We start from the raw sequence: 26,673 nt of genomic DNA on the forward strand, positions 1-26,673 counted from the left end.
TGTCGTTGTCACAGGCATTCGTCGGCACCGCTACGAAGAGCAGCAGCAGGAGGTTGCGAGCCCATGGCGCTCGACCAGTCGTTCGTGGGGCGGAGCTATCCGCCCACCGCGCCCTATGAGGTGGGCCGGGAGAAGATTCGCGAGTTCGCGGAGGCGGTGGGGGACGCCAACCCGGCGTACACCGACGCCGAGGCCGCCAAGGCGCTCGGGCATCCGGATGTGATCGCCCCGCCGACCTTCGTGTTCTCCATCACGTTCAAGGCGGCCGGTCAGGTCATCGAGGACCCGCAGCTCGGGCTGGACTACAGCCGCGTGGTGCACGGCGACCAGAAGTTCGCCTACGCCCGCCCGGTCCGGGCCGGTGACCGGCTCACGGTCACCTCGACCATCGAGGCGATCAAGTCGATGGCCGGCAACGACATCCTGGACATCCGTGGCGAGGTCCACGACGAGGCCGGCGAGCACGTCGTGACCGCCTGGACCAAACTCGTGGCCCGCGCGGCCGAGGAGGCGTGAGCGCGATGCAGTCGAAGATCGCATACAGCGATGTCGAGGTCGGCACCGAACTGCCTGCCCAGAGCTTCCCCGTGGACCGCGCCACGCTCGTGCGGTACGCGGGCGCCTCCGGAGACTTCAACCCGATCCACTGGAACGAGAGGTTCGCCAAGGAGGTGGGTCTGCCGGACGTCATCGCGCACGGCATGTTCACCATGGCCGAGGCGATCCGGGTGGTCACCGACTGGACCGGCGACCCGGGCGCGGTCGTGGAGTACGGCGTCCGCTTCACCAGGCCCGTCGTCGTCCCGAACGACGACCGGGGTGCCGTGATCGAGGTCAGCGGCAAGGTGGCGGCCAAGCTCGACGACAACACCGTCCGTGTCGACCTCACGGCCACCAGCGCCGGCCAGAAGGTCCTCGGCATGTCCCGCGCGGTCGTACGACTGGGCTGACCAGCCGTCTCCCGGCCCCAGCGCCGACCCCCTGGCCGGGCCGGTCCTGGCCGGTGCTGGCCGGTCCAGGGGGAGCGGGTCAGCGGGTGCCGGCGCGTGCCGCCGTGGTCGCCAGCGTCGTGTACCGCATCGTGAAGCGGCCGCCCAGGGCGTCGACCGCGCGGCCCACCGCGTCCAGGATTCCGGCCAGTTGACCGGGGCGGAGCCGGGTGAGGCCGCCGGTGGTGGGGAGCAGCTCCAGCCACTGGTCGCGCGTGTACGACCGCTCCCAGTCGAACCGCCACTGCTCCGGTTCGTGGAACCGCCCGGACTCGCGGATCCGGTCGGCGATCTGCGCGTACCCCGCCAGGTACGTCTCCAGCGGACGTCGCGCCGGCTGACCGCTGAACGGCGATTCGGGTGCCGCCCGACGGTAGGCGGCCGCGAACGGCTCGGCCACTTCGGCCGGTGGCTCGAACACGTGCCCGAAGATTGCCAGGCGCCCGTCCGGGCGCAGTACCTGGGCCGCCTTCACGGCGCCGACGGCCGGGTCCACCCAGTGCCACGACTGGGCGGCGATCACCGTGTCGAAGGTTCGGTCGGCTGGCTCCCAGGCCTCGAAGGCCGCCACCTCGACCGGCAGTCCGCGGCCCCGGGCGCAATCGGCCATCCGCGCGTCCGGCTCGACCCCGAGTACGGCGCAGCCGACGGCCTGGAACTGGCGGGCCGCGATGCCCGTGCCGCAGCCGACGTCGAGGACGTCGGGCCCCGGACTCCCCGCGACGACACGCGCCACCAGGGCGTCGGGGTAGGGCGGTCGGGCCCGGTCGTAGCGCTGCGCGTCGGTGCCGAAGGACTCGGCCGTCTGCCGGGCCTGATGCGGCGGTGTCGGCTCCTGCGGCTCCGGCTGCTCCGGAGAGGATAGAGTGGGCATGCGTTCACTTTAGTGGGCGAGCGCCCACAAGCCAATGAGTGAGCAGGCGAGAGAGGATCCGCGAGTGCCGACGGGAGTGCACCTCCGCGACGCGCGGCAGCAGCTGTTCGACGCCGCCGAACGCGTGCTTCTGCGGGACGGCCCGAACGGGCTGACCAGCCGGGCCGTCACGGACGAGGCGGGCTGCGCCAAAGGCGTCCTGCACCGGCACTTCACCGACTTCGACGCCTTCCTCGCCGAACTTGTACTCGACCGGGCCGCGCGGCTCGACGCGCAGGCGCTGGCGCTGCGGGAGGCCGTGGGCTCCGGCACCGTGGCGGACAACCTCACCGGCGCGCTGACCACCCTGTTCGGACCGGTCCCCGTGGCGATCATTCCGCTCATCACCTTCCGGGACGAGTTGCGCGCGCGGCTGCGGCAGGCCATGCCCGGTGGCGGTATCGCGATCCTCGCCCAGGTCACGGCCGCGGTCTCCGGCTACCTGACCGAGGAGCGCGCGAGGGGTCGCATCTCGGCCGACGCCGACATCGACTCGCTCACCCTCTCCCTCGTCGGAGGGGGACATCTGCTGTTCGCGGACCGCGATCCCGGCCGCCCGCCGGCCGCGGCGGCCGTCGGCAAGCTGGTCGACACGGTGCTCGCCGGCGTCGTGCAGCGACGCCCGCGCTGACGATCCACCGCCTGCCGTGCGTATCGCCTTGACGAAGTTAGTGATTGAGCACTAACTTACTTGCATGGTCAGGATGAGCGCAGAGGAGCGGCGCGAGAGCGTCATCCGCGCGGCGACGAGCGAGTTCGCCCGGGGTGGCTACCACGGCACGTCCACGGACGTCATCGCCAAGCGGGTGGGAGTCTCCCAGCCGTACCTCTTCCGTCTCTTCCCGGGCAAGAAGGCGATCTTCCTCGCGGTGGCGGAGCGTTGCCTGCGGGACACCCGCGAGGTCTTCGAAAAGGCGTCCGAGGGCCTGCACGGTGAAGAGGCTCTGCACGCCATGGCCGAGGCCTACTCGCAGCTGATCGCGGACCATCCCGAGAAGCTCCAGATGCAGTTGCAGGTGTACGTCACCGTCGCCGCCGCCGAGGCGGCCGGGGATCACGAGTTCGGCGAGATGGTGCGCAAGGGCTGGCTCGAGATCTGGGACACCGTGCACCTGCCGCTGGGGGCGGACATCGGTCAGACGACGACCTTCCTGGCCTACGGCATGCTGATCAACACCCTGGTCGGCATGGGGTTCCCGCCGGGGCACCGCGTCTACGGCGGTATCTACGAGTCGGGGCAGGCCAAGCCCGGCCCGGAAGACGCGTAGCGGCGCGCGGGGAAACATGCGGGAGCGGTCCTGTGCCGGTTCTGCACGCCCCACAAAGTTAGTCATCAATAACTAACCACATCACGGCAGTGCACACCCTCTGGGGGAGAGATGTCACAGCAAGGAGCACGTCGGAACACCCGCGGCGGGGGAGCGGTCTGGGCCCTCGTCATCACCAGCGTCGCCGGCTTCATGGCGGCCCTGGACAACCTCGTCGTCACCACCGCCCTGCCCTCCATCCGCGAGGACCTGGGCGGCGCGCTGCACGACCTGGAATGGACCGTGAGCGCCTACACGCTCACCTTCGCCGTCCTTCTGATGTTCGGCGCGGCACTCGGCGACCGCTTCGGCCGCCGCAGGCTCTTCCTGGTCGGCCTCACCGTCTTCACCGGGGCGTCCGCCGCCGCGGCCATGGCGCCCGGCATCGACTCGCTCATCGCCGCCCGCGCGGTGCAGGGCGTCGGCGCGGCGATCATGATGCCGCTGACGCTGACCCTGCTCACGGCCGCGGTACCCGCCGAACGCCGCGGGATGGCGTACGGCATCTGGGGGGCCGTCAACGGACTCGCCGTGGCCTCCGGTCCGCTGGTCGGCGGGAGTCTCACCGAGCACATCTCGTGGCAGTGGATCTTCTGGCTGAACGTTCCGCTGGGCCTGGCCCTGCTGCCCCTCGCCCGCCTCCGCCTCGCCGAGTCGCACGGCACCGGCGCCCCGCTCGACCTACCCGGCACCCTGCTCGCCAGCGGCGGACTCTTCGGCATCGTCTACGGCCTGGTCCGCGGACCCGTGGACGGCTGGACCGGCTCCGTGGTGCTGACCGCCCTGTTCGCCGGGGCCGCGCTGCTCGCCGGCTTCGTCCTCTACAGCACCCGTGCCCGGAACCCCATGCTCCCCATGCGGCTGTTCCGCTCCCGTGCCTTCACGGGAGTCAACGCGGCGAGCCTGCTGATGTTCCTGGGCATGTTCGGCTCGATCTTCCTCCTGAGCCAGTACATGCAGGGCGTCCTCGGCTACTCGCCCACCGAGGCGGGCCTGCGCATGCTCCCCTGGACCGGCATGCCGATGCTGGTCGCGCCGATCGCCGGCATCCTCTCGGACCGGATCGGAGGCCGCCCGGTCGTCGCGACCGGACTCTTCCTCCAGGCGGCCGGTCTCGGCTACCTGGCCTCCGTGATCACGGCCGACGCCTCCTACGCGGTCCAGCTGCCCGGTCTGATCATCAGCGGTATCGGCATGGCCCTCTACTTCGCGCCCGCCTCCGCCCTGGTGATGTCCAGCGTCGCCGCGAAGGAGCAGGGCATCGCCTCCGGCGCCAACAACGCACTGCGCGAGGTGGGCGGCGCGCTCGGCATCGCGGTCATGTCGTCCATCTTCGCGGCGCAGGGCGGCTACGAGTCCGCGCAGACCTTCGTGGACGGACTGCGGCCCGCGATCGCCGTGGGCGCCGCGGTGGTGGCCCTGGGCGGCATGGCGGCCCTGGCGATCCCGGGCCGCCGCCGCACCGGGGGCCAGGGCCCCACGGCCGGGCCGAAGACGGAGCCGACGACCGAACCGGCGACGGAACCGGCCCTCGCCACGACGGCACCGACGGCACCGACGGCACCGACCCCCCAGCACTGACGGCCCGACGACACAGCACACGAGAGGAGCACGCCATGCCCACCCTCCCCTGGACCGTGCCGAACGAGCCTCCCCGCGCCACCGAGGTGCACGTCTTCGCCTCCCGCTTCGAGACCCGCACCCTGTGGGGAGCGCTGAAGTTCCTGGCGCGCACGCCGGGCGTGTGGCGGCAGGTCGGCAGCGCGCCCGGAGCGTACGGCGCCTCACTGAAGGCGGAACCCTTCAAACGGACCTTCTGGACGCTCTCCGCCTGGGAGTCGCCCGAGGCCCTCAAGACCTTCGCCCGCTCCGGCACCCACGCACCGGCCTCCCGCGGGCTGTCGGCGCAGATGCGGGACGCGAAGTTCGCCTCCTGGCCGGCGTCGAGCGACGAGCTCCCGGTGAGCTGGGCGGAGGTGCGCAGGCGCCTGACGTGAGGACGCACCCGCACGCACCCCCGGCGACGCCCCGGCCCCACCGGTCGGGGCGTCGCCGGGTGCGTGCGTTTCCCGCTGCCCGGTCCTGTCGGTGCCGTCTCGTAGTCTTGAGCGCGTGCAGGAACTCCACGACGCCCCCCTCGCCCCGCTGACCACCTTCCGCCTGGGCGGGCCGGCGACCCGGCTGCTCACGGCCACCACCGACGCCGAGGTGATCGCCGCCGTCCGCGAGGCCGACGACACCGGGACCCCGCTGCTGCTCGTCGGCGGCGGATCCAACCTGGTCATCGGCGACAAGGGCTTCGACGGCACCGCCCTGCACATCGCCACGCGCGGCTTCCGCCTCGACGGTACGACGCTGGAGCTGGCGGCCGGTGAGATCTGGACCGACGCCGTCGCCCGCACCGTCGCGGCGGGCCTGGCGGGCGTCGAGTGCCTGGCGGGCATCCCCGGCTCGGCGGGCGCGACGCCGATCCAGAACGTCGGCGCGTACGGCCAGGAGGTCTCCGCCACGATCACCGAGGTCACCGCCTACGACCGCCGGAACCGCGAAACGGTCGCCCTCTCCAACGCGGACTGCGCCTTCTCCTACCGGCACAGCCGCTTCAAGGCCGAGCCCGAGCGGTACGTGGTCCTGCGTGTCCGCTTCGAGCTGGAGAACGCCGACGGGCTCTCCGCGCCCCTCCGTTACGCCGAGACGGCCCGCGCCCTCGGTGTCGAGGCGGGCGACCGGGTCCCGCTGACGGCCGCCCGGGAGACGGTGCTGAAGCTGCGTGCCGGGAAGGGCATGGTCCTGGACGCCGAGGACCACGACACCTGGTCGGCCGGGTCGTTCTTCACCAACCCGATCCTCACGGACGACGAGTTCGCCGCGTTCCGCTCCCGCGTCGCCGAGCGCCTCGGTGCCGCCGTGGAACCGCCCGCCTTCCCGGCCGGGGAGGGCCGCGTCAAGACCTCCGCGGCCTGGCTGATCGACAAGGCGGGCTTCACCAAGGGGTACGGCACCGGCCCCGCCCGCATCTCCACCAAGCACACCCTCGCGCTCACCAACCGCGGCGGGGCGACGACGGAGGACCTGCTCGCGCTGGCCCGCGAGGTCGTCGCCGGGGTCCACGAGACCTTCGGCGTCACGCTGGTCAACGAACCGGTGACGGTGGGCGTCGCCCTGTAGGCCCCCCGCGGCCACGTGCCGCCGTTAGGTCGCGCGCCCGGCGTTACCGGGACCCCCGGGGTGGGTGCGGGCGCGAGGGCGAGCGCGGCCCGGCGTTGCGGGGTGCCTCCCCCAGTGCCTGAACGGCCTGGGAGGTACCCCCACCGCCCACCCGTGCCGCCCCAGCGGCACGACTGCCCGCAGTGGCGGCGGCATAGCGGTGATCCGCAGCCGCGGCTGCTCGCAGCGACGGCGGGGGAGCCGCGTATGGCGGGGCGGGGGACGCGGAGCGTGGGCGGGGTGAGCCGCGTACGGCGAGGAGGGGGCGTGCCGGGGGGTGTCCGCCCGCAGCGGTTGGCGCGTCAACGCCCCGCACCCCCGTAGCCAACCGATTCCGCGCCGTTCCGAGGACGGACACCCCCCGGCGCGACCCCGACCCACCCACCGAACCCACCGCGCTACCCGCACCCCCACCACACCCGCACAGGCCGCCGCAGGCACCCCGCGCACCCGCCGCAGCCCACCAACCACCTACGCCACAAGCCAGTCGTCCACCCCCGCCAACAGCTTCCCCTTCACCTCCTCCGGCGCCGCCGACCCCCGCACCGACTGGCGTGCCAGCTCCGCCAGCTCCGCGTCCGTGAACCCGTGGTGCTCGCGCGCGATCTCGTACTGGGCGGCCAGCCGCGACCCGAACAGCAGCGGATCGTCCGCGCCCAGCGCCATCGGCACCCCCGCCTCGAACAGCCTCCGCAGCGGCACGTCCTCCGGCTTCTCGTACACGCCCAGCGCGACGTTCGACGCCGGGCAGACCTCGCACGTCACCTGCCGGTCCGCCAGCCGCTTCAGCAGCCGGGGATCCTCCGCTGCCCGCACACCGTGCCCGATCCGGTCCGCCTCCAGGTCGTCCAGGCAGTCCCGCACCGACGCCGGACCGGTCAGCTCACCCCCGTGCGGCGCGGACAGCAGCCCCCCGTCCCGCGCGATCGCGAACGCCCGGTCGAAGTCCCGCGCCATCCCGCGCCGTTCGTCGTTCGACAGCCCGAAGCCCACCACGCCCCGCTCCGCGTACCGCACCGCCAGCCGCGCCAGCGTCCGCGCGTCCAGCGGATGCTTCATCCGGTTCGCGGCGACCAGTATCCGCATCCCGATCCCGGTGTCCCGCACGGTCGTCTCCACCGCGTCCAGGATGATCTCCAGCGCCGGAATCAGCCCGCCCAGCCGAGGCGCGTACGACGTCGGATCGACCTGGATCTCCAGCCACCCCGACCCGTCCCGCAAATCCTCCTCCGCGGCCTCCCGCACCAGCCGCTGGATGTCCTCCGGCGTCTGCAGGCACGACCGCGCCGCGTCGTACAGCCGCTGGAAGCGGAACCAGCCCCGCTCGTCCGTCGCCCGCAGCTTCGGCGACTCCCCGCGGCCCAGGGCCTCGGTCAGCGTCTCGGGCAGCCGCACCCCGTGCTTGTCGGCCAGTTCCAGCAGGGTGGTGGGCCGCATCGACCCGGTGAAGTGCAGGTGGAGATGGGCCTTGGGCAGTTCAGAGACATCACGTACACGCTCCATTCCGTGATCCTGCCGCACGACACGCCCGGCCGGACAGCACTTTCCCCGTACGTGGTCTTGCTCGCACAAACAAACAGGGCCACCCCTCAACGTTGAGGGGTGGCCCCGCGGGACGACGGGACGGTCAGTCCCGCGCCTCCGCCAGCAGCTTCTGGATCCGGCTCACGCCCTCGACGAGGTCCTCGTCCCCGAGCGCGTACGACAGCCGCAGGTACCCCGGCGTGCCGAACGCCTCACCCGGCACCACCGCGACCTCGGCCTCCTCCAGGATGAGCGCGGCCAGCTCGACCGAGTCCTGCGGACGCCTGCCGCGGATCTCCTTGCCGAGCAGCGCCTTCACCGACGGGTAGGCGTAGAACGCGCCCTTCGGCTCGGGGCACAGCACGCCGTCGATCTCGTTGAGCATCCGCACGATCGTCTGGCGGCGCCGGTCGAAGGCCTCCCGCATCTTCGCCACGGCGTCCAGGTCGCCGGAGACCGCGGCCAGCGCCGCCGCCTGGGACACGTTGGCCACGTTGGACGTGGCGTGCGACTGGAGGTTGGTCGCGGCCTTGACGACGTCCTTCGGGCCGATGACCCACCCGACCCGCCAGCCGGTCATCGCGTACGTCTTCGCCACGCCGTTGACCACGATGCACTTGTCGCGCAGCTCGGGCAGCAGCGCCGGCAGGGACACGGACACGGTGTCGCCGTAGACGAGGTGCTCGTAGATCTCGTCGGTCAGCACCCACAGGCCGTGCTCGACGGCCCATGTGCCGATCGCCTCGGTCTCGGCCTCGCTGTACACCGCCCCCGTCGGGTTCGACGGCGACACGAAGAGGACGACCTTGGTCTTCTCGGTGCGCGCCGCCTCCAGCTGCTCCACCGTCACGCGGTAGCCGGTGGTCTCGTCGGCGACGACCTCGACGGGCACACCGCCGGCCAGCCGGATCGACTCCGGGTACGTCGTCCAGTACGGCGCCGGGACGATGACCTCGTCGCCCGGGTCGAGGATCGCGGCGAAGGCCTCGTAGATGGCCTGCTTGCCGCCGTTGGTGATGAGGATCTGCGACGGGTCGACCTCGTAGCCGGAGTCGCGCAGCGTCTTCGCGGCGATGGCGGCCTTCAGCTCGGGCAGCCCGCCGGCCGGCGTGTAGCGGTGGAACTTCGGGTTCTTGCACGCCTCGACGGCGGCCTCGACGATGTAGTCCGGCGTCGGGAAGTCGGGCTCACCCGCGCCGAAGCCGATCACGGGACGTCCGGCGGCCTTGAGGGCCTTGGCCTTGGCGTCCACGGCGAGGGTCGCGGACTCGGAGATCGCGCCGACTCGGGCGGAGACCCGGCGCTCGGTGGGAGGGGTTGCAGCGCTCATGACCCCATCGTTCCAGACCGGAAACCTCACGGGCACAGGGGTTTCACGGACTGAACCGGACCGGTCCAGGACCTGAACGCCAGTCCGGTCGACGGCCTGAACATCAGTCCGGACATGCTTTCTGTTCGACGCCCGGCCCGTGAGCACGTACACTCTCACCTCGTTGGCCTTCAGCGGTCCGCGATCACCCGGTGCACACCAAGCATTCGGGCGGATGCGGTACGTTGGGGGACGAACAAAGGGTCGTAGCTCAATTGGTAGAGCACTGGTCTCCAAAACCAGCGGTTGGGGGTTCAAGTCCCTCCGGCCCTGCTACACACACCATCGCCAGGATGTGTGCGCATGTACGTACAGCAATGCACCGCCGTGCGGCTCCAACCGGGCGCGGCACGGCCACGACCCGGAATCAGGTGAGGACGAGTGACGGACGCCGTGGGCTCCATCGACATGCCTGATGCCCAGGACGAGGCGCCGGACTCCAAGAAGAAGTCCCGCAAGGGCGGCAAGCGAGGCAAGAAGGGCCCGCTGAAGCGGCTCGCGCTCTTCTACCGCCAGATCGTCGCGGAGCTGCGCAAGGTCGTCTGGCCCAGCCGCAACCAGCTGACGACGTACACCACCGTGGTGATCATCTTCGTGGTCATCATGATCGGCCTGGTGACTCTGATTGACTATGGCTTCTCTCACGCCGCCAAGTACGTCTTCGGCTGAGTCGAGAGCGAAGGGCGCCGAGGTACCCGGCGCCCCTTTCGCGTGTTCCACCCCTATGTATCCAGGAAGAAGCAGCCACAGTGTCTGACCCGAACGTGAACGACGCCATCGAGCCGGTCGAGTCCGTCGAGGACGAGCTCGGCACCGTCGAGGGCGCCGACAACGAGGACACCGAGGCCTCCGCCGAGGCCGAGGCTGCCGACGACACGGTCGTCGCGGAGACGGACGAGGACGCGACGGAAGCGGAGGCGGACGAGACCGCCGAGGCGACCGACGCGGAGGCCACCGAGGCCGAAGCCACCGAGGCCGAAGCCGAGGCAGAGGAAGCCGAGGAGTCCGAGGAGGAGCCCGCGGCCGAGGAGCCCGAGCTCGACCCGATCGAGAAGCTCCGCCAGGAGCTGCGCGTCCTGCCCGGCGAGTGGTACGTCATCCACACCTACGCCGGTTACGAGAACCGCGTGAAGACCAACCTCGAGCAGCGCGCCGTCTCGCTCAACGTCGAGGACTACATCTTCCAGGCCGAGGTGCCGCAGGAAGAGGTCGTCCAGATCAAGAACGGCGACCGCAAGACGATCCGTCAGAACAAGCTGCCGGGCTACGTCCTGGTGCGCATGGACCTGACCAACGAGTCCTGGGGCGTCGTCCGCAACACCCCCGGCGTCACCGGCTTCGTCGGCAACGCCTACGACCCGTACCCGCTGACCCTGGACGAGATCGTCAAGATGCTCGCCCCGGAGGCCGAGGAGAAGGCCGCCCGCGAGGCCGCCGAGGCCGAGGGCAAGCCGGCGCCGCAGCGCAAGGTCGAGGTCCAGGTCCTGGACTTCGAGGTCGGCGACTCGGTCACCGTCACCGACGGCCCCTTCGCCACCCTCCAGGCCACGATCAACGAGATCAACGCCGACTCGAAGAAGGTCAAGGGCCTCGTCGAGATCTTCGGCCGCGAGACCCCGGTCGAGCTGAGCTTCGACCAGATCCAGAAGAACTAGTACCTCACCGGTACTCCGCACTCCTCTGGACGTACTGCTTCCGACCAGGTCAGGCGCCCGCTCGCGCGGCGTCTGACCTGCTCGGTTTTTGGCCGCGCATCCATACCCGTTATCGTTGTGCGGTATGCCTGTGTCCGGGTAGCTCCCGAACGCGGGCAGGACCCGAATCGAAAGGACCCGGAGAGCTATGCCTCCCAAGAAGAAGAAGGTCACGGGGCTCATCAAGCTCCAGATCCAGGCCGGTGCCGCGAACCCGGCTCCGCCGGTCGGCCCCGCGCTGGGTCAGCACGGCGTCAACATCATGGAGTTCTGCAAGGCCTACAACGCGGCGACCGAGTCGCAGCGCGGCTGGGTCATCCCGGTGGAGATCACGGTCTACGAGGACCGCTCCTTCACCTTCATCACCAAGACGCCGCCGGCCGCCAAGATGATCCTCAAGGCCGCGGGCGTGGAGAAGGGCTCCGGCGAGCCGCACAAGACCAAGGTCGCGAAGATCACGCGTGACCAGGTCCGTGAGATCGCCACCACCAAGATGCCCGACCTCAACGCCAACGACCTGGACCAGGCGGAGAAGATCATCGCCGGTACCGCCCGTTCCATGGGCGTCACGGTCGAGGGCTGACCTCCACCCCCGTAAGCCAGCCAAGCGGCGGTAGCCGCAAGGTCAGGACAGTGTGGCAGGGCCTGCTCGGCCCGCACCACGACTCCTCAGAAGCCACCAGGAGCAGTAGTGAGCAAGCGCAGCAAGTCTCTCCGCGCTGCGGACGCCAAGATCGACCGGGACAAGCTCTACGCCCCGCTCGAGGCCGTCCGTCTCGCCAAGGAGACCTCCACGAGCAAGTTCGACGGCACCGTCGAGGTCGCCTTCCGCCTGGGTGTCGACCCGCGCAAGGCCGACCAGATGGTCCGTGGCACCGTGAACCTCCCGCACGGCACCGGTAAGACCGCCCGGGTCCTGGTCTTCGCGACCGGTGACCGTGCCGAGGCCGCGACCGCCGCGGGCGCCGACATCGTCGGCTCCGACGAACTGATCGACGAGGTGTCGAAGGGCCGTCTGGACTTCGACGCCGTCGTCGCCACCCCGGACCTCATGGGCAAGGTCGGCCGCCTCGGCCGCGTGCTCGGTCCCCGTGGTCTCATGCCGAACCCCAAGACCGGCACCGTGACCCCGGACGTCGCCAAGGCTGTCAACGACATCAAGGGCGGCAAGATCGAGTTCCGCGTCGACAAGCACTCGAACCTGCACTTCATCATCGGCAAGACGTCGTTCGACGACACCAAGCTGGTGGAGAACTACGGCGCGGCGCTGGAGGAGATCCTCCGTCTGAAGCCGTCCGCCGCCAAGGGCCGCTACATCAAGAAGGCCGCCCTCAGCACCACGATGGGCCCGGGCATCCCGCTCGACTCCAACCGCACCCGCAACCTCCTCGTCGAGGAGGACCCGGCCGCGGTCTGAGCGAGCAGCTCGCCCACCGGTTCACGGGCCCCGCACCTTCCGAGGTGCGGGGCCCGTCCCTTTTGGCCCGTCCCCTTTTCCGGCGCCCTGGGTTAGCGTGCGGACAACGGACCCGCGCATGGGGCGCAGGGGCCGTACGGGGCGCAAGGGGTGGGCGGATGACGGGCACGACGGCACGCCGTACGGTCGTCTCGGTCGCGGTGTCGGCCGCGCTGGCGTGCGTCACCGCGTGCACCGGCCCCGGGGGATCCGACGACTCCGGCGATGCCACCGGCCCCGCCGGATCGGCCCGGCCGTCCGCCTCCGCTCCGGCGTCCTCCCGCCCTCCGGCCCTCACCGGACCCTCGGCGGACGCCCTGCGGGCCGTCGAGCGGGCCACCGGGCGGGCGGGTTCGGCGCGGGTGGAGTCCACCACCGTGATGGGCCGCGAGCTGTCCCTGGAGGCCGCGGGCGCCCTCGGCTGGGACGACGGCCTCACCGGCACCCTGACGATCACCTACACCGGCGGCACGACCGCCGAGACCATGCGCCGCCTCGGCACCACCGCGATGGAGGCCCGGTACCTGCCCGACGCCTACTACGCAAGGATGGGCGCCGAGTTCGCCGAGCGGGTGGGCGGCCGGCACTGGATCAAGTACGTGTACGAGGACCTGGAGGACCTCGGCGGCGGCGCGGGCGCCGGATTCGCCGACCAGATGCGCAACACCACGCCCCACCAGGCCGTGAAGCTCCTGCTGACGGCCGAGGACGTGCGCAGGGTGGGCGAGGAGACGACACGCGGCCGGCGCACCACGCACTGGTCCGGCACGATGGGCGGGGCCACCGCCCAGACCGTCGACATCTGGGTCGACGACCGGGACCTGCTGGTCAAGAAGGTCGAGCGGGGCCGCACGGAGACCGGGGAGCTGACCCAGACGGCGTACTACAGCGACTACGGCGTCAGGGTCTCCGCCGAACGCCCGCCGGCCGCGGACACGGCGGACTTCAAGGAACTGCTGGCGTCACAGGGGCGCTGAAGCCCGTCCGGCGGAGAAATCACAAGATCGTTCGAACCGATTCGGCTACGCTCGCGTCCTTGTCACAAACGAATGCTGTGGAGCGGCGGTGCGTCTCCTGTGCCCTGCAAGCTCCTGTGTGCACCTTGAATCCCGTGGGGGGATATCGATGAAGACTTCCGTACGTGTGCCCGTGGGCGCCGGACTCGCCGCGCTGCTGCTCGCCGCCGGGGCGGTGGGCTGTGCCAAGGAGGACAAGGCCTCCGAGTCCCCGGAGATGACGCCCGCGGCCGCCGTCGCCAAGGCGGCGAAGAACACGGAGGCGATCAACTCCCTCCACTACCGCATGACCGGCAAGGTCCCCGAGGAGGGCCGGGTCAAGGCCGAGGCCCAGATGCAGATCAAGCCGACGCTCGCGATGAGCATGAAGATGACGGCGCTCGACCAGGGCGCCGAGGGGACCGCGGAGATCCGGCTCGTCGACAAGGCCATGTACATCGGCGGCGGCCCCGAGGCGGCCAAGGAGATGGACGGCAAGAGCTGGATCAAGTTCGACCTGGCCGCGATGGGCGCCGGCGACGAGCTGAACCAGCTGGGCGGCGCCTCCCAGGCCGACAAGAACCCGGCCACCGAGTCCACCTTCCTCACCGGGGCCAAGGACGTCGAGAAGGTCGGCACCGAGACCGTCGAGGGCGTGAAGACCACCCACTACAAGGGCACGGTCTCCCTCGCCGACCTGGAGAAGTCCCTCGGGGACGAGGACAAGGCCACCCGCGACAAGCGCCAGAAGAGCCTCGAGCAGTACGAGAAGATGGGCGTCGACAAGCTCACGATGGACATGTGGGTCGACGGCGACGACCAGACCAAGCAGTTCCGCATGCGCGGCGACGCCAAGAAGGGCCCGCTGGACATGACCATCACCTTCCTCGGCGTCAACGAGCCCGTGAAGGTCACCGCACCTCCGGCCGGGGAGGTCGCCGACCTGGCCGACATGATGAAGGAGGCCCAGCAGGGCTGAGGCGTCGCGCGCCCGGCCCGCTCCGGTCGCCGCGGGGGCGGATTTGCTTGACACTGCCCCGTTCACGTACGCTTCCACAGAAGCCAAAGACCGCTGGTCGTTGCCGTGTGTTCGAAAGAGGACACGGTGGCCGAAGGATCCGCTGAACTGCGGACGACCCGCGCAGGTGACTGTGGATGAGCTCCCGGAAGTCTCCGCCCCGTGCGGAAGGCGAACGGTCGAGCCACGCCCCGTGCGCCTGCGCCGGGGCGTTTCGTTTTCCCCAGTCCTCCTTCGGGTCCGCGCGGTCCGAATCACCCGGAAGGAGGCCGAGGCTCTATGGCGACGCCCGAAAAGGCTGCCGCGGTTGCCGAGCTGACGGACAAGTTCCGCAGCTCCAACGCCGCTGTGCTGACCGAGTACCGCGGTCTCACCGTGGCGCAGCTCAAGACGCTGCGCCGGTCGCTCGGTGAGAACGCCCAGTACGCCGTGGTGAAGAACACGCTGACCAAGATTGCGGCCAACGAGGCCGGGATCACGCTCGACGACCAGCTCTTCGCTGGTCCGACGGCCGTCGCCTTCGTCACCGGTGACCCGGTGGAGTCGGCGAAGGGTCTGCGCGACTTCGCCAAGGACAACCCGAATCTCGTCATCAAGGGCGGTGTCCTTGACGGCAAGGCGATGTCCGCCGACGAGATCAAGAAGCTTGCGGACCTCGAGTCCCGCGAGGTTCTGCTCTCCAAGCTGGCGGGTGCCTTCAAGGGCAAGCAGTCCCAGACTGCGCAGCTCTTCCAGGCGCTTCCCTCGAAGCTCGTCCGCACCGTGGACGCGCTCCGTGCCAAGCAGGACGAGCAGGGCGGTGCCGAGTAACTCGGCTCGCTTTCTGGTCCGGGCCGCCTGAGCGCGGCGCGGATCGCAGCGGGCCGACGTACGCCCGCCACACCCCGTACATCCGGCACCTGCCGAATTAGTGGAAGGACCGCCATCATGGCGAAGCTCAGCCAGGACGACCTGCTCGCCCAGTTCGAGGAGATGACCCTCATCGAGCTCTCCGAGTTCGTGAAGGCCTTCGAGGAGAAGTTCGACGTCACCGCCGCCGCCGCGGTCGCCGTGGCCGGCCCCGCCGCCCCGGGCGCCCCGGTCGAGGCCGCTGCCGAGCAGGACGAGTTCGACGTCATCCTCACGGGTGCCGGCGACAAGAAGATCCAGGTCATCAAGGTCGTGCGCGAGCTGACCTCCCTGGGTCTGAAGGAGGCCAAGGACCTCGTGGACGGCGCCCCGAAGCCCGTCCTCGAGAAGGTCGCCAAGGACGCCGCCGAGAAGGCCGCCGAGTCCCTCAAGGGCGCCGGCGCCTCCGTCGAGGTCAAGTAGGACCGCACCGGCACCACGGATCCGTCAGGGTCTGTAACGCCGTAGCACCGAAGAGCGATCATCCATCCGGGTGGTCGCTCTTCGGCGTATCCGGGGTCCGGCGGCGGTCGCCTTGCACGTGTGACGGTGAAGAGTAGGGTGATCTTCGTCGTGCCGTCGCCGGGGCCCTGAGAGCCCCTTGCGGCAACCGGTTTGGGCAAGGGGGGCCTTGACGAACCGCACGCAGCGCGCAATTCTCAGGGCGTCGTCACAAGGATCCGAATCCGAGGCATGGATCGACGGCGAAGAGGGCAGTATCTGGGTGCGTTGAGGGCGAGGCCTTGCCGCACAGGTGGTGAGAACAACGAGGAGCGAACACGGTCCCCGAGAACCGCACTGGACATCAGTGTGCCAAGTGGCTACACTGACCCTTTGCGCTGCCTGTTAGCTGCCCCCTGCCCGTCACCAGGGGTCTGCCCTCGCCCGAGCACTGACGACCAGAGCATGCCCGACCTGGCTCTTTAGCCACATCAGGCACCCCCTGTCTCCGTGCACGGAAGAGGGGCCGGTACGCGCGTAGTGAGTCCGAGCCCTCGGAAGGACCCCCTCTTGGCCGCCTCGCGCAATGCCTCGACCGCGAATACGAACAACGCTGCCAGCACCGCCCCGCTGCGCATCTCCTTTGCAAAGATCAAGGAGCCCCTCGAGGTTCCGAACCTTCTCGCGCTGCAGACCGAGAGCTTCGACTGGCTGCTCGGCAACGACGCGTGGAAGGCTCGCGTCGAGTCGGCTCTGGAGTCCGGTCAGGACGTCCCCACCAAGTCCGGTCTGGAAGAGATCTTCGAGGAGATCTCGCCGATCGAGGACTTCTCCGGGTCGATGTCGCTGACGTTCCGCGACCACCGCTTCGAGCCCCCCAAGAACAGCATCGACGAGTGCAAGGACCGCGACTTCACGTACGCGGCCCCGCTCTTCGTCACCGCCGAGTTCACCAACAACGAGACCGGCGAGATCAAGTCCCAGACGGTCTTCATGGGCGACTTCCCGCTCATGACCAACAAGGGCACCTTCGTCATCAACGGCACCGAGCGTGTCGTCGTGTCGCAGCTGGTCCGTTCGCCGGGTGTCTACTTCGACTCCTCCATCGACAAGACGTCCGACAAGGACATCTTCTCCGCCAAGATCATCCCGTCCCGGGGTGCCTGGCTGGAGATGGAGATCGACAAGCGCGACATGGTCGGTGTGCGCATCGACCGCAAGCGCAAGCAGTCCGTGACCGTCCTGCTCAAGGCCCTCGGTTGGACGACCGAGCAGATCCTCGAGGAGTTCGGCGAGTACGAGTCCATGCGCGCCACCCTGGAGAAGGACCACACCCAGGGCCAGGACGACGCGCTGCTCGACATCTACCGCAAGCTGCGTCCGGGCGAGCCCCCCACGCGTGAGGCCGCGCAGACGCTGCTCGAGAACCTCTACTTCAACCCGAAGCGCTACGACCTCGCCAAGGTCGGCCGCTACAAGGTGAACAAGAAGCTCGGCGCGGAGGAGCCGCTGGACGCCGGCGTGCTCACCACCGACGACGTCATCGCCACCATCAAGTACCTGGTGAAGCTGCACGCCGGTGAGACCGAGACGGTCGGCGAGTCGGGCCGGGAGATCGTCGTCGAGACCGACGACATCGACCACTTCGGCAACCGCCGCATCCGCAACGTCGGCGAGCTGATCCAGAACCAGGTCCGTACGGGTCTCGCCCGTATGGAGCGCGTCGTGCGCGAGCGCATGACCACTCAGGACGTCGAGGCGATCACGCCGCAGACCCTGATCAACATCCGGCCGGTCGTCGCCTCCATCAAGGAGTTCTTCGGCACCAGCCAGCTGTCCCAGTTCATGGACCAGAACAACCCGCTGTCGGGGCTGACGCACAAGCGTCGTCTGAACGCCCTCGGCCCGGGTGGTCTCTCCCGTGAGCGGGCCGGCTTCGAGGTCCGCGACGTGCACCCGTCGCACTACGGCCGCATGTGCCCGATCGAGACGCCCGAAGGCCCGAACATCGGTCTGATCGGCTCGCTCGCCTCGTACGGCCGGATCAACCCCTTCGGTTTCATCGAGACGCCGTACCGCAAGGTCGTCGAGGGCCAGGTCACGGACGACGTGGACTACCTGACCGCCGACGAGGAGGACCGCTTCGTCATCGCGCAGGCCAACGCCACGCTCAACGACGACATGCGCTTCTCCGAGGCCCGCGTCCTGGTCCGCCGTCGTGGCGGCGAGGTCGACTACGTCCCCGGTGACGACGTCGACTACATGGACGTCTCGCCGCGCCAGATGGTGTCGGTCGCCACCGCGATGATCCCGTTCCTGGAGCACGACGACGCCAACCGTGCCCTGATGGGCGCGAACATGATGCGTCAGGCGGTGCCGCTCATCAAGAGCGAGTCCCCGCTGGTCGGCACCGGCATGGAGTACCGCTCCGCCGCCGACGCCGGTGACGTGGTCAAGGCCGAGAAGGCGGGTGTGGTCCAGGAGGTCTCCGCGGACTACATCACCACGACCAACGACGACGGCACGTACATCACGTACCGCCTGGCCAAGTTCTCCCGGTCCAACCAGGGCACCTCGGTCAACCAGAAGGTCATCGTCGCCGAGGGCGACCGCGTCATCGAGGGCCAGGTCCTCGCCGACGGTCCGGCCACCGAGAACGGTGAGATGGCGCTCGGCAAGAACCTGCTGGTCGCGTTCATGCCGTGGGAGGGTCACAACTACGAGGACGCGATCATCCTGTCGCAGCGCCTCGTGCAGGACGACGTCCTCTCCTCGATCCACATCGAGGAGCACGAGGTCGACGCCCGTGACACCAAGCTCGGCCCCGAGGAGATCACCCGGGACATCCCGAACGTCTCCGAGGAGGTCCTCGCCGACCTCGACGAGCGCGGCATCATCCGCATCGGTGCCGAGGTCGTCGCCGGCGACATCCTGGTCGGCAAGGTCACGCCCAAGGGCGAGACCGAGCTGACGCCGGAGGAGCGCCTGCTCCGTGCGATCTTCGGTGAGAAGGCCCGTGAGGTCCGCGACACCTCGCTGAAGGTCCCGCACGGCGAGATCGGCAAGGTCATCGGCGTCCGCGTCTTCGACCGCGAGGAGGGCGACGAGCTTCCCCCCGGTGTGAACCAGCTGGTGCGCGTGTACGTGGCGCAGAAGCGCAAGATCACCGACGGTGACAAGCTCGCCGGCCGGCACGGCAACAAGGGCGTCATCTCCAAGATCAACCCGATCGAGGACATGCCGTTCCTGGAGGACGGCACGCCCGTCGACATCATCCTGAACCCGCTGGGTGTCCCGTCCCGAATGAACCCGGGACAGGTCCTGGAGATCCACCTCGGCTGGCTCGCCAGCCGCGGCTGGGACGTCTCTGGCCTCGCGGAGGAGTGGGCGCAGCGCCTCCAGGTGATCGGCGCCGACAAGGTCGAGCCCGGCACCAACGTCGCCACCCCGGTCTTCGACGGTGCGCGCGAGGACGAGCTGGCCGGCCTGCTCCAGCACACCATCCCGAACCGCGACGGCGAGCGCATGGTGCTCCCGTCCGGCAAGGCGCGGCTGTTCGACGGCCGCAGCGGTGAGCCGTTCCCGGAGCCGATCTCGGTCGGCTACATGTACATCCTCAAGCTCCACCACCTGGTCGACGACAAGCTGCACGCCCGGTCGACCGGTCCGTACTCGATGATCACCCAGCAGCCGCTGGGTGGTAAGGCCCAGTTCGGTGGCCAGCGCTTCGGTGAGATGGAGGTGTGGGCGCTGGAGGCTTACGGCGCCGCGTACGCCCTCCAGGAGCTGCTGACCATCAAGTCCGACGACGTGACCGGCCGCGTGAAGGTCTACGAGGCCATCGTCAAGGGCGAGAACATCCCTGAGCCCGGCATCCCCGAGTCCTTCAAGGTGCTCATCAAGGAGATGCAGTCCCTGTGCCTCAACGTGGAGGTGCTGTCCTCGGACGGCATGTCCATCGAGATGCGTGACACCGACGAGGACGTCTTCCGCGCAGCGGAGGAGCTCGGCATCGACCTGTCCCGGCGCGAGCCGAGCAGCGTCGAAGAGGTCTGACGGGAGTCAGGCGGGGCCTGTCATCCACAGGCCCCGCCGATCCCGCGACCCCCGTTTCAGACCACAGACTTACAACCCTGAGAGGGATTGACGCATAGTGCTCGACGTCAACTTCTTCGACGAGCTCCGGATCGGTCTGGCCACCGCTGACGACATCCGTCAGTGGAGCCACGGCGAGGTCAAGAAGCCCGAGACCATCAACTACCGCACCCTCAAGCCCGAGAAGGACGGACTCTTCTGCGAGAAGATCTTCGGTCCGACCCGGGACTGGGAGTGCTACTGCGGCAAGTACAAGCGCGTCCGCTTCAAGGGCATCATCTGTGAGCGCTGCGGCGTCGAGGTCACTCGCGCCAAGGTGCGCCGTGAGCGGATGGGCCACATCGAGCTGGCCGCGCCGGTCACCCACATCTGGTACTTCAAGGGCGTCCCGTCGCGCCTGGGCTACCTGCTCGACCTGGCGCCGAAGGACCTCGAGAAGGTCATCTACTTCGCCGCGTACATGATCACGTTCGTGGACGAGGAGCGCCGCACCCGCGACCTGCCCTCGCTGGAGGCCCACGTCTCCGTCGAGCGCCAGCAGATCGAGCAGCGCCGCGACTCCGACCTGGAGGCCCGCGCCAAGAAGCTCGAGACGGACCTCGCCGAGCTGGAGGCCGAGGGCGCCAAGGCCGACGTGCGCCGCAAGGTGCGCGAGGGTGCCGAGCGTGAGATGAAGCAGCTGCGCGACCGTGCGCAGCGCGAGATCGACCGCCTCGACGAGGTGTGGAACCGGTTCAAGAACCTCAAGGTCCAGGACCTGGAGGGCGACGAGCTGCTCTACCGCGAGCTGCGCGACCGCTTCGGCACCTACTTCGACGGCTCGATGGGCGCCGCCGCGCTGCAGAAGCGCCTGGAGTCCTTCGACCTCGACGAGGAGGCCGAGCGCCTCCGCGAGATCATCCGCACCGGCAAGGGCCAGAAGAAGACCCGTGCGCTCAAGCGCCTCAAGGTCGTCTCCGCGTTCCTGCAGACCAGCAACAGCCCCAAGGGCATGGTGCTGGACTGCGTGCCGGTCATCCCGCCGGACCTGCGTCCGATGGTGCAGCTGGACGGTGGCCGCTTCGCGACCTCCGACCTGAACGACCTGTACCGCCGCGTGATCAACCGCAACAACCGCCTGAAGCGGCTTCTCGACCTCGGCGCGCCCGAGATCATCGTGAACAACGAGAAGCGCATGCTCCAGGAGGCCGTCGACGCGCTCTTCGACAACGGCCGTCGTGGCCGCCCGGTGACGGGCCCCGGCAACCGTCCGCTGAAGTCGCTGTCCGACATGCTCAAGGGCAAGCAGGGCCGCTTCCGTCAGAACCTGCTCGGCAAGCGAGTCGACTACTCGGCGCGTTCCGTCATCGTCGTCGGCCCGCAGCTGAAGCTGCACCAGTGCGGTCTGCCCAAGGCCATGGCGCTGGAGCTCTTCAAGCCGTTCGTGATGAAGCGCCTGGTCGACCTGAACCACGCGCAGAACATCAAGAGCGCCAAGCGCATGGTCGAGCGCGGCCGCACGGTCGTGTACGACGTCCTGGAAGAGGTCATCGCGGAGCACCCGGTTCTGCTGAACCGTGCGCCCACCCTGCACCGCCTCGGCATCCAGGCCTTCGAGCCGCAGCTGGTCGAGGGCAAGGCCATCCAGATCCACCCGCTCGTCTGCACCGCGTTCAACGCGGACTTCGACGGTGACCAGATGGCCGTGCACCTGCCGCTGTCCGCGGAGGCGCAGGCCGAGGCCCGCATCCTGATGCTGTCCTCGAACAACATCCTCAAGCCGGCCGACGGCCGTCCGGTGACGATGCCGACCCAGGACATGGTCCTCGGTCTGTTCTTCCTCACCACCGACTCCGAGGGGCGTGGCCCCAAGGGCGAGAACCGTGCCTTCGGCTCCTCCGCCGAGGCGATCATGGCGTTCGACGCCGGAGACCTGACGCTCCAGGCGAAGATCGACATCCGCTTCCCGGTGGGAACCATCCCGCCCCGCGGCTTCGAACCCCCGGCCCGCGAGGAGGGTGAGCCGGAGTGGCAGCAGGGTGACACCTTCACCCTGAAGACCACGCTGGGCCGTGCGCTCTTCAACGAGCTGCTGCCCGAGGACTACCCGTTCGTCGACTACGAGGTCGGCAAGAAGCAGCTCTCCGAGATCGTCAACGACCTCGCCGAGCGCTACCCGAAGGTCATCGTGGCGGCGACGCTCGACAACCTGAAGGCGGCCGGCTTCTTCTGGGCCACCCGTTCCGGCGTCACCGTCGCCATCTCCGACATCGTCGTTCCCGACGCGAAGAAGGAGATCGTCAAGGGCTACGAGGCGCAGGACGAGAAGGTCCAGAAGCAGTACGAGCGCGGTCTGATCACCAAGGAAGAGCGCACGCAGGAGCTCATCGCGATCTGGACCAAGGCGACCAACGAGGTCGCCGAGGCGATGAACGACAACTTCCCGAAGACCAACCCGGTCTCCATGATGGTGAACTCGGGCGCTCGCGGAAACATGATGCAGATGCGTCAGATCGCCGGTATGCGTGGTCTGGTGTCCAACGCGAAGAACGAGACGATCCCGCGTCCCATCAAGGCCTCCTTCCGTGAGGGCCTGTCCGTGCTGGAGTACTTCATCTCCACGCACGGTGCCCGTAAGGGTCTGGCGGACACCGCGCTGCGGACCGCCGACTCGGGTTACCTCACGCGTCGTCTGGTCGACGTCTCCCAGGACGTCATCATTCGCGAGGAGGACTGCGGCACCGAGCGCGGTCTCAAGCTGCCGATCGCCACGCGCGACGCGGACGGCACGCTGCGCAAGGCCGAGGACGTCGAGACCAGCGTGTACGCCCGCATGCTCGCCGAGGACGTCGTCATCGACGGCAAGGTGATCGCGCCGGCCAACGTCGACCTCGGTGACGTCCTGATCGACGCCCTGGTCGCCCACGGCGTCGAGGAGGTCAAGACCCGCTCGATCCTGACCTGTGAGTCCCAGGTCGGCACCTGCGCCATGTGTTACGGCCGCTCGCTGGCCACCGGCAAGCTGGTCGACATCGGTGAGGCGGTCGGCATCATCGCCGCCCAGTCCATCGGTGAGCCCGGCACCCAGCTGACGATGCGTACCTTCCACACCGGTGGTGTGGCCGGTGACGACATCACCCAGGGTCTGCCGCGTGTCGTCGAGCTCTTCGAGGCCCGTACCCCGAAGGGTGTCGCCCCGATCTCCGAGGCCTCCGGCCGTGTGCGGATCGAGGAGACCGAGAAGACGAAGAAGCTCGTCGTCACCCCGGACGACGGCAGCGACGAGACGGCGTTCCCGATCTCGAAGCGTGCCCGTCTGCTGGTGGGCGAGGGCGACCACGTCGAGGTGGGCCAGAAGCTCACCGTGGGTGCCACCAACCCGCACGACGTGCTGCGCATCCTGGGTCAGCGTGCCGTCCAGGTCCACCTGGTCGGCGAGGTCCAGAAGGTCTACAACTCGCAGGGCGTGTCGATCCACGACAAGCACATCGAGATCATCATCCGGCAGATGCTGCGCCGCGTGACGATCATCGAGTCCGGCGACGCCGAGCTGCTGCCCGGCGAGCTGGTCGAGCGGACGAAGTTCGAGACCGAGAACCGTCGTGTGGTCCAGGAGGGCGGTCACCCGGCCTCCGGTCGTCCGCAGCTGATGGGTATCACCAAGGCCTCGCTGGCGACGGAATCCTGGCTGTCGGCCGCCTCCTTCCAGGAGACGACCCGAGTCCTGACGGACGCGGCGATCAACGCCAAGTCCGACAGCCTCATCGGCCTCAAGGAGAACGTCATCATCGGTAAGCTCATCCCGGCCGGTACGGGTCTGTCCCGCTACCGCAACATCCGGGTGGAGCCGACCGAGGAGGCCAAGGCCGCGATGTACTCGGCCGTCGGCTACGACGACATCGACTACTCGCCGTTCGGCACGGGCTCCGGCCAGGCCGTTCCGCTGGAGGACTACGACTACGGTCCGTACAACCAGTAAGCGGTAGCAGATCGAACGAAGGGCGGTCACCCCGTGCGGGTGGCCGCCCTTCGGCGTGCACGGGCCGCGGCTCGTCGTTGGTGCTGGGCACCAACCTGTACGCCCTGCGCAGGGCGAGGCGGCTGGAGTCCGCGGGTACCCGCGTCGAGGGCGAATGCGTCAGCCACTACTGGCCGAGCGGCGGCCACGTGGGCGCCGTCTGCACGTACTCCGCCGGAGCCGGGCAGGAGCTCACGGTCCGCCCGGAGCGCGCGATGCTGCTGTTCGAGGCGACCCGGCGGGTGGGGTACGACACGGCCCTGACGGCCGTCATGGGCGCGATGTGGGTGGCGGCGGTGACGGGGCTGCTCTTCACGCTGTGACGGCGCCGCGCGGCACGGTGGCTACGGCACGCCCAGTTCGAAGATGACGTAGTGGGCGTACCAGCCGGAGGCGATCGAGGCCGTGGTGAAGAAGACGATCAGGCCCGGGAGCTTCAGGCGGCTCAGGGCCGCGGCCGGGGCCAGGAGGAGGGGGAAGGCGGGGAGCAGGTAACGCATGGTGTTGCCGAACATCTGCTGGGTGCCCAGGACCGTGACGATCGTCGCCAGGGTGTACGCGACCAGGACCAGCGGGGGCCTCTTGCGCAGCATCAGCGCGATGAGGAAGGGCAGTGCCAGGACCAGCTGGAGGGAGAGCAGGTCCGGGGTGGAGAAGGCGAAGGGGTAGTCGCCCCGGCCCACCGCGAGGTTGCGCAGCACGTCCCAGGTGTAGGCGCCGTAGTCGAAGAAGTGCGCCCAGCCCTCGCGCTGGAGGGTGAAGTAGGCCGTGGCCTCGCCGGTGCTCCAGCCGACCCAGGCGATGTAGGAGAGCAGGCCGAGCGGCGCGACGAGCATCGCGTACACGGGGCCGCGTACGCCGTGCTCGCGCCGGGACGCGGGGCGGGCCAGGGTCACCAGCGCGGCGAGCCCCACGGCGCCTATGAGGACGGCGGACGTGGGCCGGTTCAGGCCGGCCGTGAAGGCGAGCAGGCCCGCGGTCACCCAGCGGCCCTTCATCACGGCGTAGCAGGTCCAGGCGGCGATGGCGACGAACAGCGACTCGGAGTACACCGCCCACTCGACGCCCGCGCCCGGCGCCACCGCCCACAGTCCGGCGGCGACGGTGCCCGCCCGCGCCCCCGCGAGCAGCGAGATCACGGCGTAGATCCCCGCCGCCGCGATGAAGGAGGAGACGACGGAGACCAGGATTCCGGAGCCGTACAGGCCGAGGCCGGTGGACTCCGAGACCATGCGGATGAGCGCCGGGTAGAGCGGGAAGAACGCGACCGAGTTCTGCTGGACCGTGAACAGGCCGTCCGAGTCCAGCCGGACCAGGGCGGGGCTGTAGCCGTGCTCGGCGACCTGGAGGTACCACCAGCCGTCCCAGGTGGCCAGCACGTCCCACCAGTGGGCGCCGCCGCCGAAGCGCGGGTTCTTCCCCCGGAAGTCCCCGGCGTGGGTGAGGAGGGAGGCGAAGACCCCGAGGCCGACGAGTTTCGTGACGCCGTAGAGCGCCAGCGGGGCGAGGTAGGGCCGGGCGCCGGGCGGGAGGGCGGGGAGCCGGCTCCGCCAGGAGCGTGCCGCGCCCTCGCCGCCGGCCGGACGTTCGCCGGTACCGTCCGGCCCGTCGGTCACCGTGTCGTCGGCAGCCGTGTCCATGGCTGTCATCCCCCTCGGGCCACCCTCAACCGTCAATTGCTGCCATAAGATCGCACAAGAGTCGCACATCTGTACTCAAGGTCATGAGGAGGGAGGCGCGGTGCCCGAGGGACGGGACGCGGAGCAGCACGGACCGGTCGTGCTGTCGGTCGTCATTCCGATGTTCAACGAGGAAGACGTCCTGCCCGCGCTGGTCACCAGGCTGCGTCCGGTCCTCACCGAGCTGGGCGTCCCGCACGAGGTCGTCGCCGTCGACGACGGCAGCGGCGACCGCACGGCGGAACTGCTCGACGCCTTCCGGCTGGGCTGGCCGGAACTGCGCGTGGTCGCCCTGCGGCGCAACTCCGGCCACCAGGCGGCCCTCACGGCGGGCCTCGACCGGGCCCGCGGCGCCTACGTGGTCAGCCTGGACGCCGACCTCCAGGACCCGCCGGAGAAGATCCCCGACATGCTGGCGCTGGCCCGCGCGGAGGGCCTCGACATCGTCTACGGCGTGCGCGCCGACCGCAGCAGCGACTCCGGGTTCAAGCGGTGGTCGGCGGGGGTGTACTACCGGCTGATGCGGCGCCTGGCGGGACCCTCGGTCCCCGCCCAGGCGGGCGACTTCCGGCTGCTCAGCCGGGCCGCCGTGGACGCCCTCAAGGCCCTGCCGGACCAGCAGCGGGTGTACCGGCTCCTGGTGCCCTGGCTGGGCTTCCCGAGCGGGCAGGTGACGTACGAGCGCGCGCCGCGCACGGCGGGCCGCACGAAGTACCCGCTGGGCCGGATGATCCGCCTGGCGGTGGACAGCGTCACCGGCTTCTCCGCGGCCCCGCTGCGCATCGCCACCTGGCTGGGCGCCGGCGCCTTCGTGGTCTGCCTGGGGCTGCTGGTCTACACGCTGACCGCGTTCGCGCTGGGCCGCACGGTGCCCGGCTGGACCTCGCTGTTCACCGGCATCGTCTTCATCGGCGCCGTACAGCTGGTCTGTGTCGGCCTGCTCGGCGAGTATGTCGGGCGCATATACACGGCGGTGCAGAACCGGCCGACCTATTTCGTCCGCCACGACACGGCGGCGACCGTACCCGCGCCCGCACCCGCGCCCGGTCACGCGCCCGGTCCCGCCGACACGCTCGCCGAACAGGACAGAGTGGGATGAAC

23 protein-coding genes and 1 tRNA gene are annotated in these 26,673 nt (G+C 69.5%); 20 read left to right on the top strand and 4 right to left on the bottom strand.

Annotation, left to right across the window (positions count from 1 at the left end):
* The first annotated feature begins 63 nt into the window (after window positions 1–63).
* Together ACZ7MF_RS02435 and ACZ7MF_RS02440 are read left to right on the top strand one after the other, a co-directional pair.
* A complete protein-coding gene (locus tag ACZ7MF_RS02435; RefSeq protein ID WP_115743674.1) occupies window positions 64–516 on the top strand; it encodes a MaoC family dehydratase N-terminal domain-containing protein in 453 nt (150 codons plus the stop codon).
* Window positions 517–521: 5 nt separating this feature from the next.
* Complete coding sequence (locus ACZ7MF_RS02440; RefSeq protein WP_011029785.1) at window positions 522–950, top strand: MaoC family dehydratase; 429 nt, start codon at window positions 522–524, stop codon at window positions 948–950.
* Window positions 951–1,029: 79 nt separating this feature from the next.
* Here the strand turns inward: ACZ7MF_RS02440 and ACZ7MF_RS02445 are convergent, their stop codons facing one another.
* The gene (locus ACZ7MF_RS02445; protein WP_471474054.1) at window positions 1,030–1,863 is read right to left on the bottom strand and encodes a class I SAM-dependent methyltransferase; all 834 of its coding nucleotides are present in this window, start codon (window positions 1,861–1,863) and stop codon (window positions 1,030–1,032) included.
* Between the two features lie 64 nt (window positions 1,864–1,927).
* Here ACZ7MF_RS02445 and ACZ7MF_RS02450 point away from each other — a divergent pair, with 64 nt between their 5' ends.
* The 5 genes from ACZ7MF_RS02450 (at window position 1,928) to ACZ7MF_RS02470 (ending at window position 6,377) form a co-directional block, all read left to right on the top strand.
* The gene (locus ACZ7MF_RS02450; RefSeq protein WP_471474056.1) at window positions 1,928–2,533 is read left to right on the top strand and encodes a TetR family transcriptional regulator; all 606 of its coding nucleotides are present in this window, start codon (window positions 1,928–1,930) and stop codon (window positions 2,531–2,533) included.
* A 64-nt stretch (window positions 2,534–2,597) separates the two neighbouring features.
* Window positions 2,598–3,170 carry a TetR/AcrR family transcriptional regulator gene (locus ACZ7MF_RS02455; protein WP_471474057.1) on the top strand — a complete coding sequence of 191 codons (573 nt, stop codon included), beginning with the start codon at window positions 2,598–2,600 and terminating at the stop codon, window positions 3,168–3,170.
* 111 nt (window positions 3,171–3,281) lie between these two features.
* Window positions 3,282–4,790: an MFS transporter gene (locus ACZ7MF_RS02460; protein WP_471474058.1), complete on the top strand. Its 1,509-nt coding sequence runs from the start codon at window positions 3,282–3,284 to the stop codon at window positions 4,788–4,790.
* A gap of 35 nt (window positions 4,791–4,825) precedes the next feature.
* The gene (locus tag ACZ7MF_RS02465; RefSeq protein ID WP_471474059.1) at window positions 4,826–5,206 is read left to right on the top strand and encodes a DUF3291 domain-containing protein; all 381 of its coding nucleotides are present in this window, start codon (window positions 4,826–4,828) and stop codon (window positions 5,204–5,206) included.
* Window positions 5,207–5,321: 115 nt separating this feature from the next.
* Entirely contained in the window at window positions 5,322–6,377 is a 1,056-nt protein-coding gene (locus ACZ7MF_RS02470; protein WP_471474060.1) for a UDP-N-acetylmuramate dehydrogenase, read from the top strand.
* Between the two features lie 510 nt (window positions 6,378–6,887).
* Here the strand turns inward: ACZ7MF_RS02470 and ACZ7MF_RS02475 are convergent.
* Together ACZ7MF_RS02475 and ACZ7MF_RS02480 are read right to left on the bottom strand one after the other, a co-directional pair.
* Complete coding sequence (locus ACZ7MF_RS02475; RefSeq protein ID WP_471474061.1) at window positions 6,888–7,919, bottom strand: adenosine deaminase; 1,032 nt, start codon at window positions 7,917–7,919, stop codon at window positions 6,888–6,890.
* A 124-nt stretch (window positions 7,920–8,043) separates the two neighbouring features.
* On the bottom strand, window positions 8,044–9,270 hold the full coding sequence (locus ACZ7MF_RS02480; RefSeq protein ID WP_356855277.1) for a pyridoxal phosphate-dependent aminotransferase: 1,227 nt from the start codon (window positions 9,268–9,270) through the stop codon (window positions 8,044–8,046).
* A gap of 239 nt (window positions 9,271–9,509) precedes the next feature.
* Here ACZ7MF_RS02480 and ACZ7MF_RS02485 point away from each other — a divergent pair.
* The 12 genes from ACZ7MF_RS02485 (at window position 9,510) to ACZ7MF_RS02540 (ending at window position 24,216) form a co-directional block, all read left to right on the top strand.
* Window positions 9,510–9,582, top strand: a tRNA-Trp gene (locus tag ACZ7MF_RS02485).
* Between the two features lie 108 nt (window positions 9,583–9,690).
* Window positions 9,691–9,978 (top strand): preprotein translocase subunit SecE, encoded by a 288-nt coding sequence (secE, locus tag ACZ7MF_RS02490; protein ID WP_007443916.1) that lies wholly within the window; start codon window positions 9,691–9,693, stop codon window positions 9,976–9,978.
* A gap of 80 nt (window positions 9,979–10,058) precedes the next feature.
* Window positions 10,059–10,964, top strand: a complete 906-nt coding sequence (nusG, locus tag ACZ7MF_RS02495) for a transcription termination/antitermination protein NusG (RefSeq protein ID WP_471474062.1) — start codon at window positions 10,059–10,061, stop codon at window positions 10,962–10,964.
* A gap of 187 nt (window positions 10,965–11,151) precedes the next feature.
* The gene (gene rplK / locus ACZ7MF_RS02500; protein WP_003974315.1) at window positions 11,152–11,586 is read left to right on the top strand and encodes a 50S ribosomal protein L11; all 435 of its coding nucleotides are present in this window, start codon (window positions 11,152–11,154) and stop codon (window positions 11,584–11,586) included.
* Window positions 11,587–11,694: 108 nt separating this feature from the next.
* A complete protein-coding gene (rplA, locus tag ACZ7MF_RS02505; RefSeq protein WP_003974314.1) occupies window positions 11,695–12,420 on the top strand; it encodes a 50S ribosomal protein L1 in 726 nt (241 codons plus the stop codon).
* A 158-nt stretch (window positions 12,421–12,578) separates the two neighbouring features.
* The gene (locus tag ACZ7MF_RS02510; protein ID WP_471474063.1) at window positions 12,579–13,436 is read left to right on the top strand and encodes an SCO4651 family lipoprotein; all 858 of its coding nucleotides are present in this window, start codon (window positions 12,579–12,581) and stop codon (window positions 13,434–13,436) included.
* A 148-nt stretch (window positions 13,437–13,584) separates the two neighbouring features.
* Window positions 13,585–14,433, top strand: a complete 849-nt coding sequence (locus ACZ7MF_RS02515; protein WP_471474064.1) for an SCO4651 family lipoprotein — start codon at window positions 13,585–13,587, stop codon at window positions 14,431–14,433.
* 318 nt (window positions 14,434–14,751) lie between these two features.
* Window positions 14,752–15,282, top strand: coding sequence for a 50S ribosomal protein L10 (rplJ, locus tag ACZ7MF_RS02520; protein ID WP_003974311.1), 531 nt, complete (start codon window positions 14,752–14,754; stop codon window positions 15,280–15,282).
* Between the two features lie 117 nt (window positions 15,283–15,399).
* On the top strand, window positions 15,400–15,783 hold the full coding sequence (gene rplL / locus ACZ7MF_RS02525) for a 50S ribosomal protein L7/L12 (protein ID WP_003974310.1): 384 nt from the start codon (window positions 15,400–15,402) through the stop codon (window positions 15,781–15,783).
* Window positions 15,784–16,371: 588 nt separating this feature from the next.
* Complete coding sequence (rpoB, locus tag ACZ7MF_RS02530) at window positions 16,372–19,857, top strand: DNA-directed RNA polymerase subunit beta (protein WP_361010139.1); 3,486 nt, start codon at window positions 16,372–16,374, stop codon at window positions 19,855–19,857.
* A 97-nt stretch (window positions 19,858–19,954) separates the two neighbouring features.
* A complete protein-coding gene (locus ACZ7MF_RS02535) occupies window positions 19,955–23,854 on the top strand; it encodes a DNA-directed RNA polymerase subunit beta' (RefSeq protein WP_471474065.1) in 3,900 nt (1,299 codons plus the stop codon).
* Window positions 23,855–23,934: 80 nt separating this feature from the next.
* Window positions 23,935–24,216 (top strand): hypothetical protein, encoded by a 282-nt coding sequence (locus ACZ7MF_RS02540; protein ID WP_471474067.1) that lies wholly within the window; start codon window positions 23,935–23,937, stop codon window positions 24,214–24,216.
* A 21-nt stretch (window positions 24,217–24,237) separates the two neighbouring features.
* On the opposite strand, the gene ACZ7MF_RS02545 is transcribed toward ACZ7MF_RS02540, so the two are convergent.
* The gene (locus ACZ7MF_RS02545) at window positions 24,238–25,533 is read right to left on the bottom strand and encodes a hypothetical protein (protein ID WP_471475173.1); all 1,296 of its coding nucleotides are present in this window, start codon (window positions 25,531–25,533) and stop codon (window positions 24,238–24,240) included.
* A gap of 100 nt (window positions 25,534–25,633) precedes the next feature.
* Here ACZ7MF_RS02545 and ACZ7MF_RS02550 point away from each other — a divergent pair, with 100 nt between their 5' ends.
* The gene (locus ACZ7MF_RS02550) at window positions 25,634–26,671 is read left to right on the top strand and encodes a glycosyltransferase family 2 protein (RefSeq protein ID WP_471474068.1); all 1,038 of its coding nucleotides are present in this window, start codon (window positions 25,634–25,636) and stop codon (window positions 26,669–26,671) included.
* Window positions 26,672–26,673 lie beyond the last annotated feature (2 nt).

The organism is Streptomyces sp. NPDC111628, from assembly GCF_055635195.1.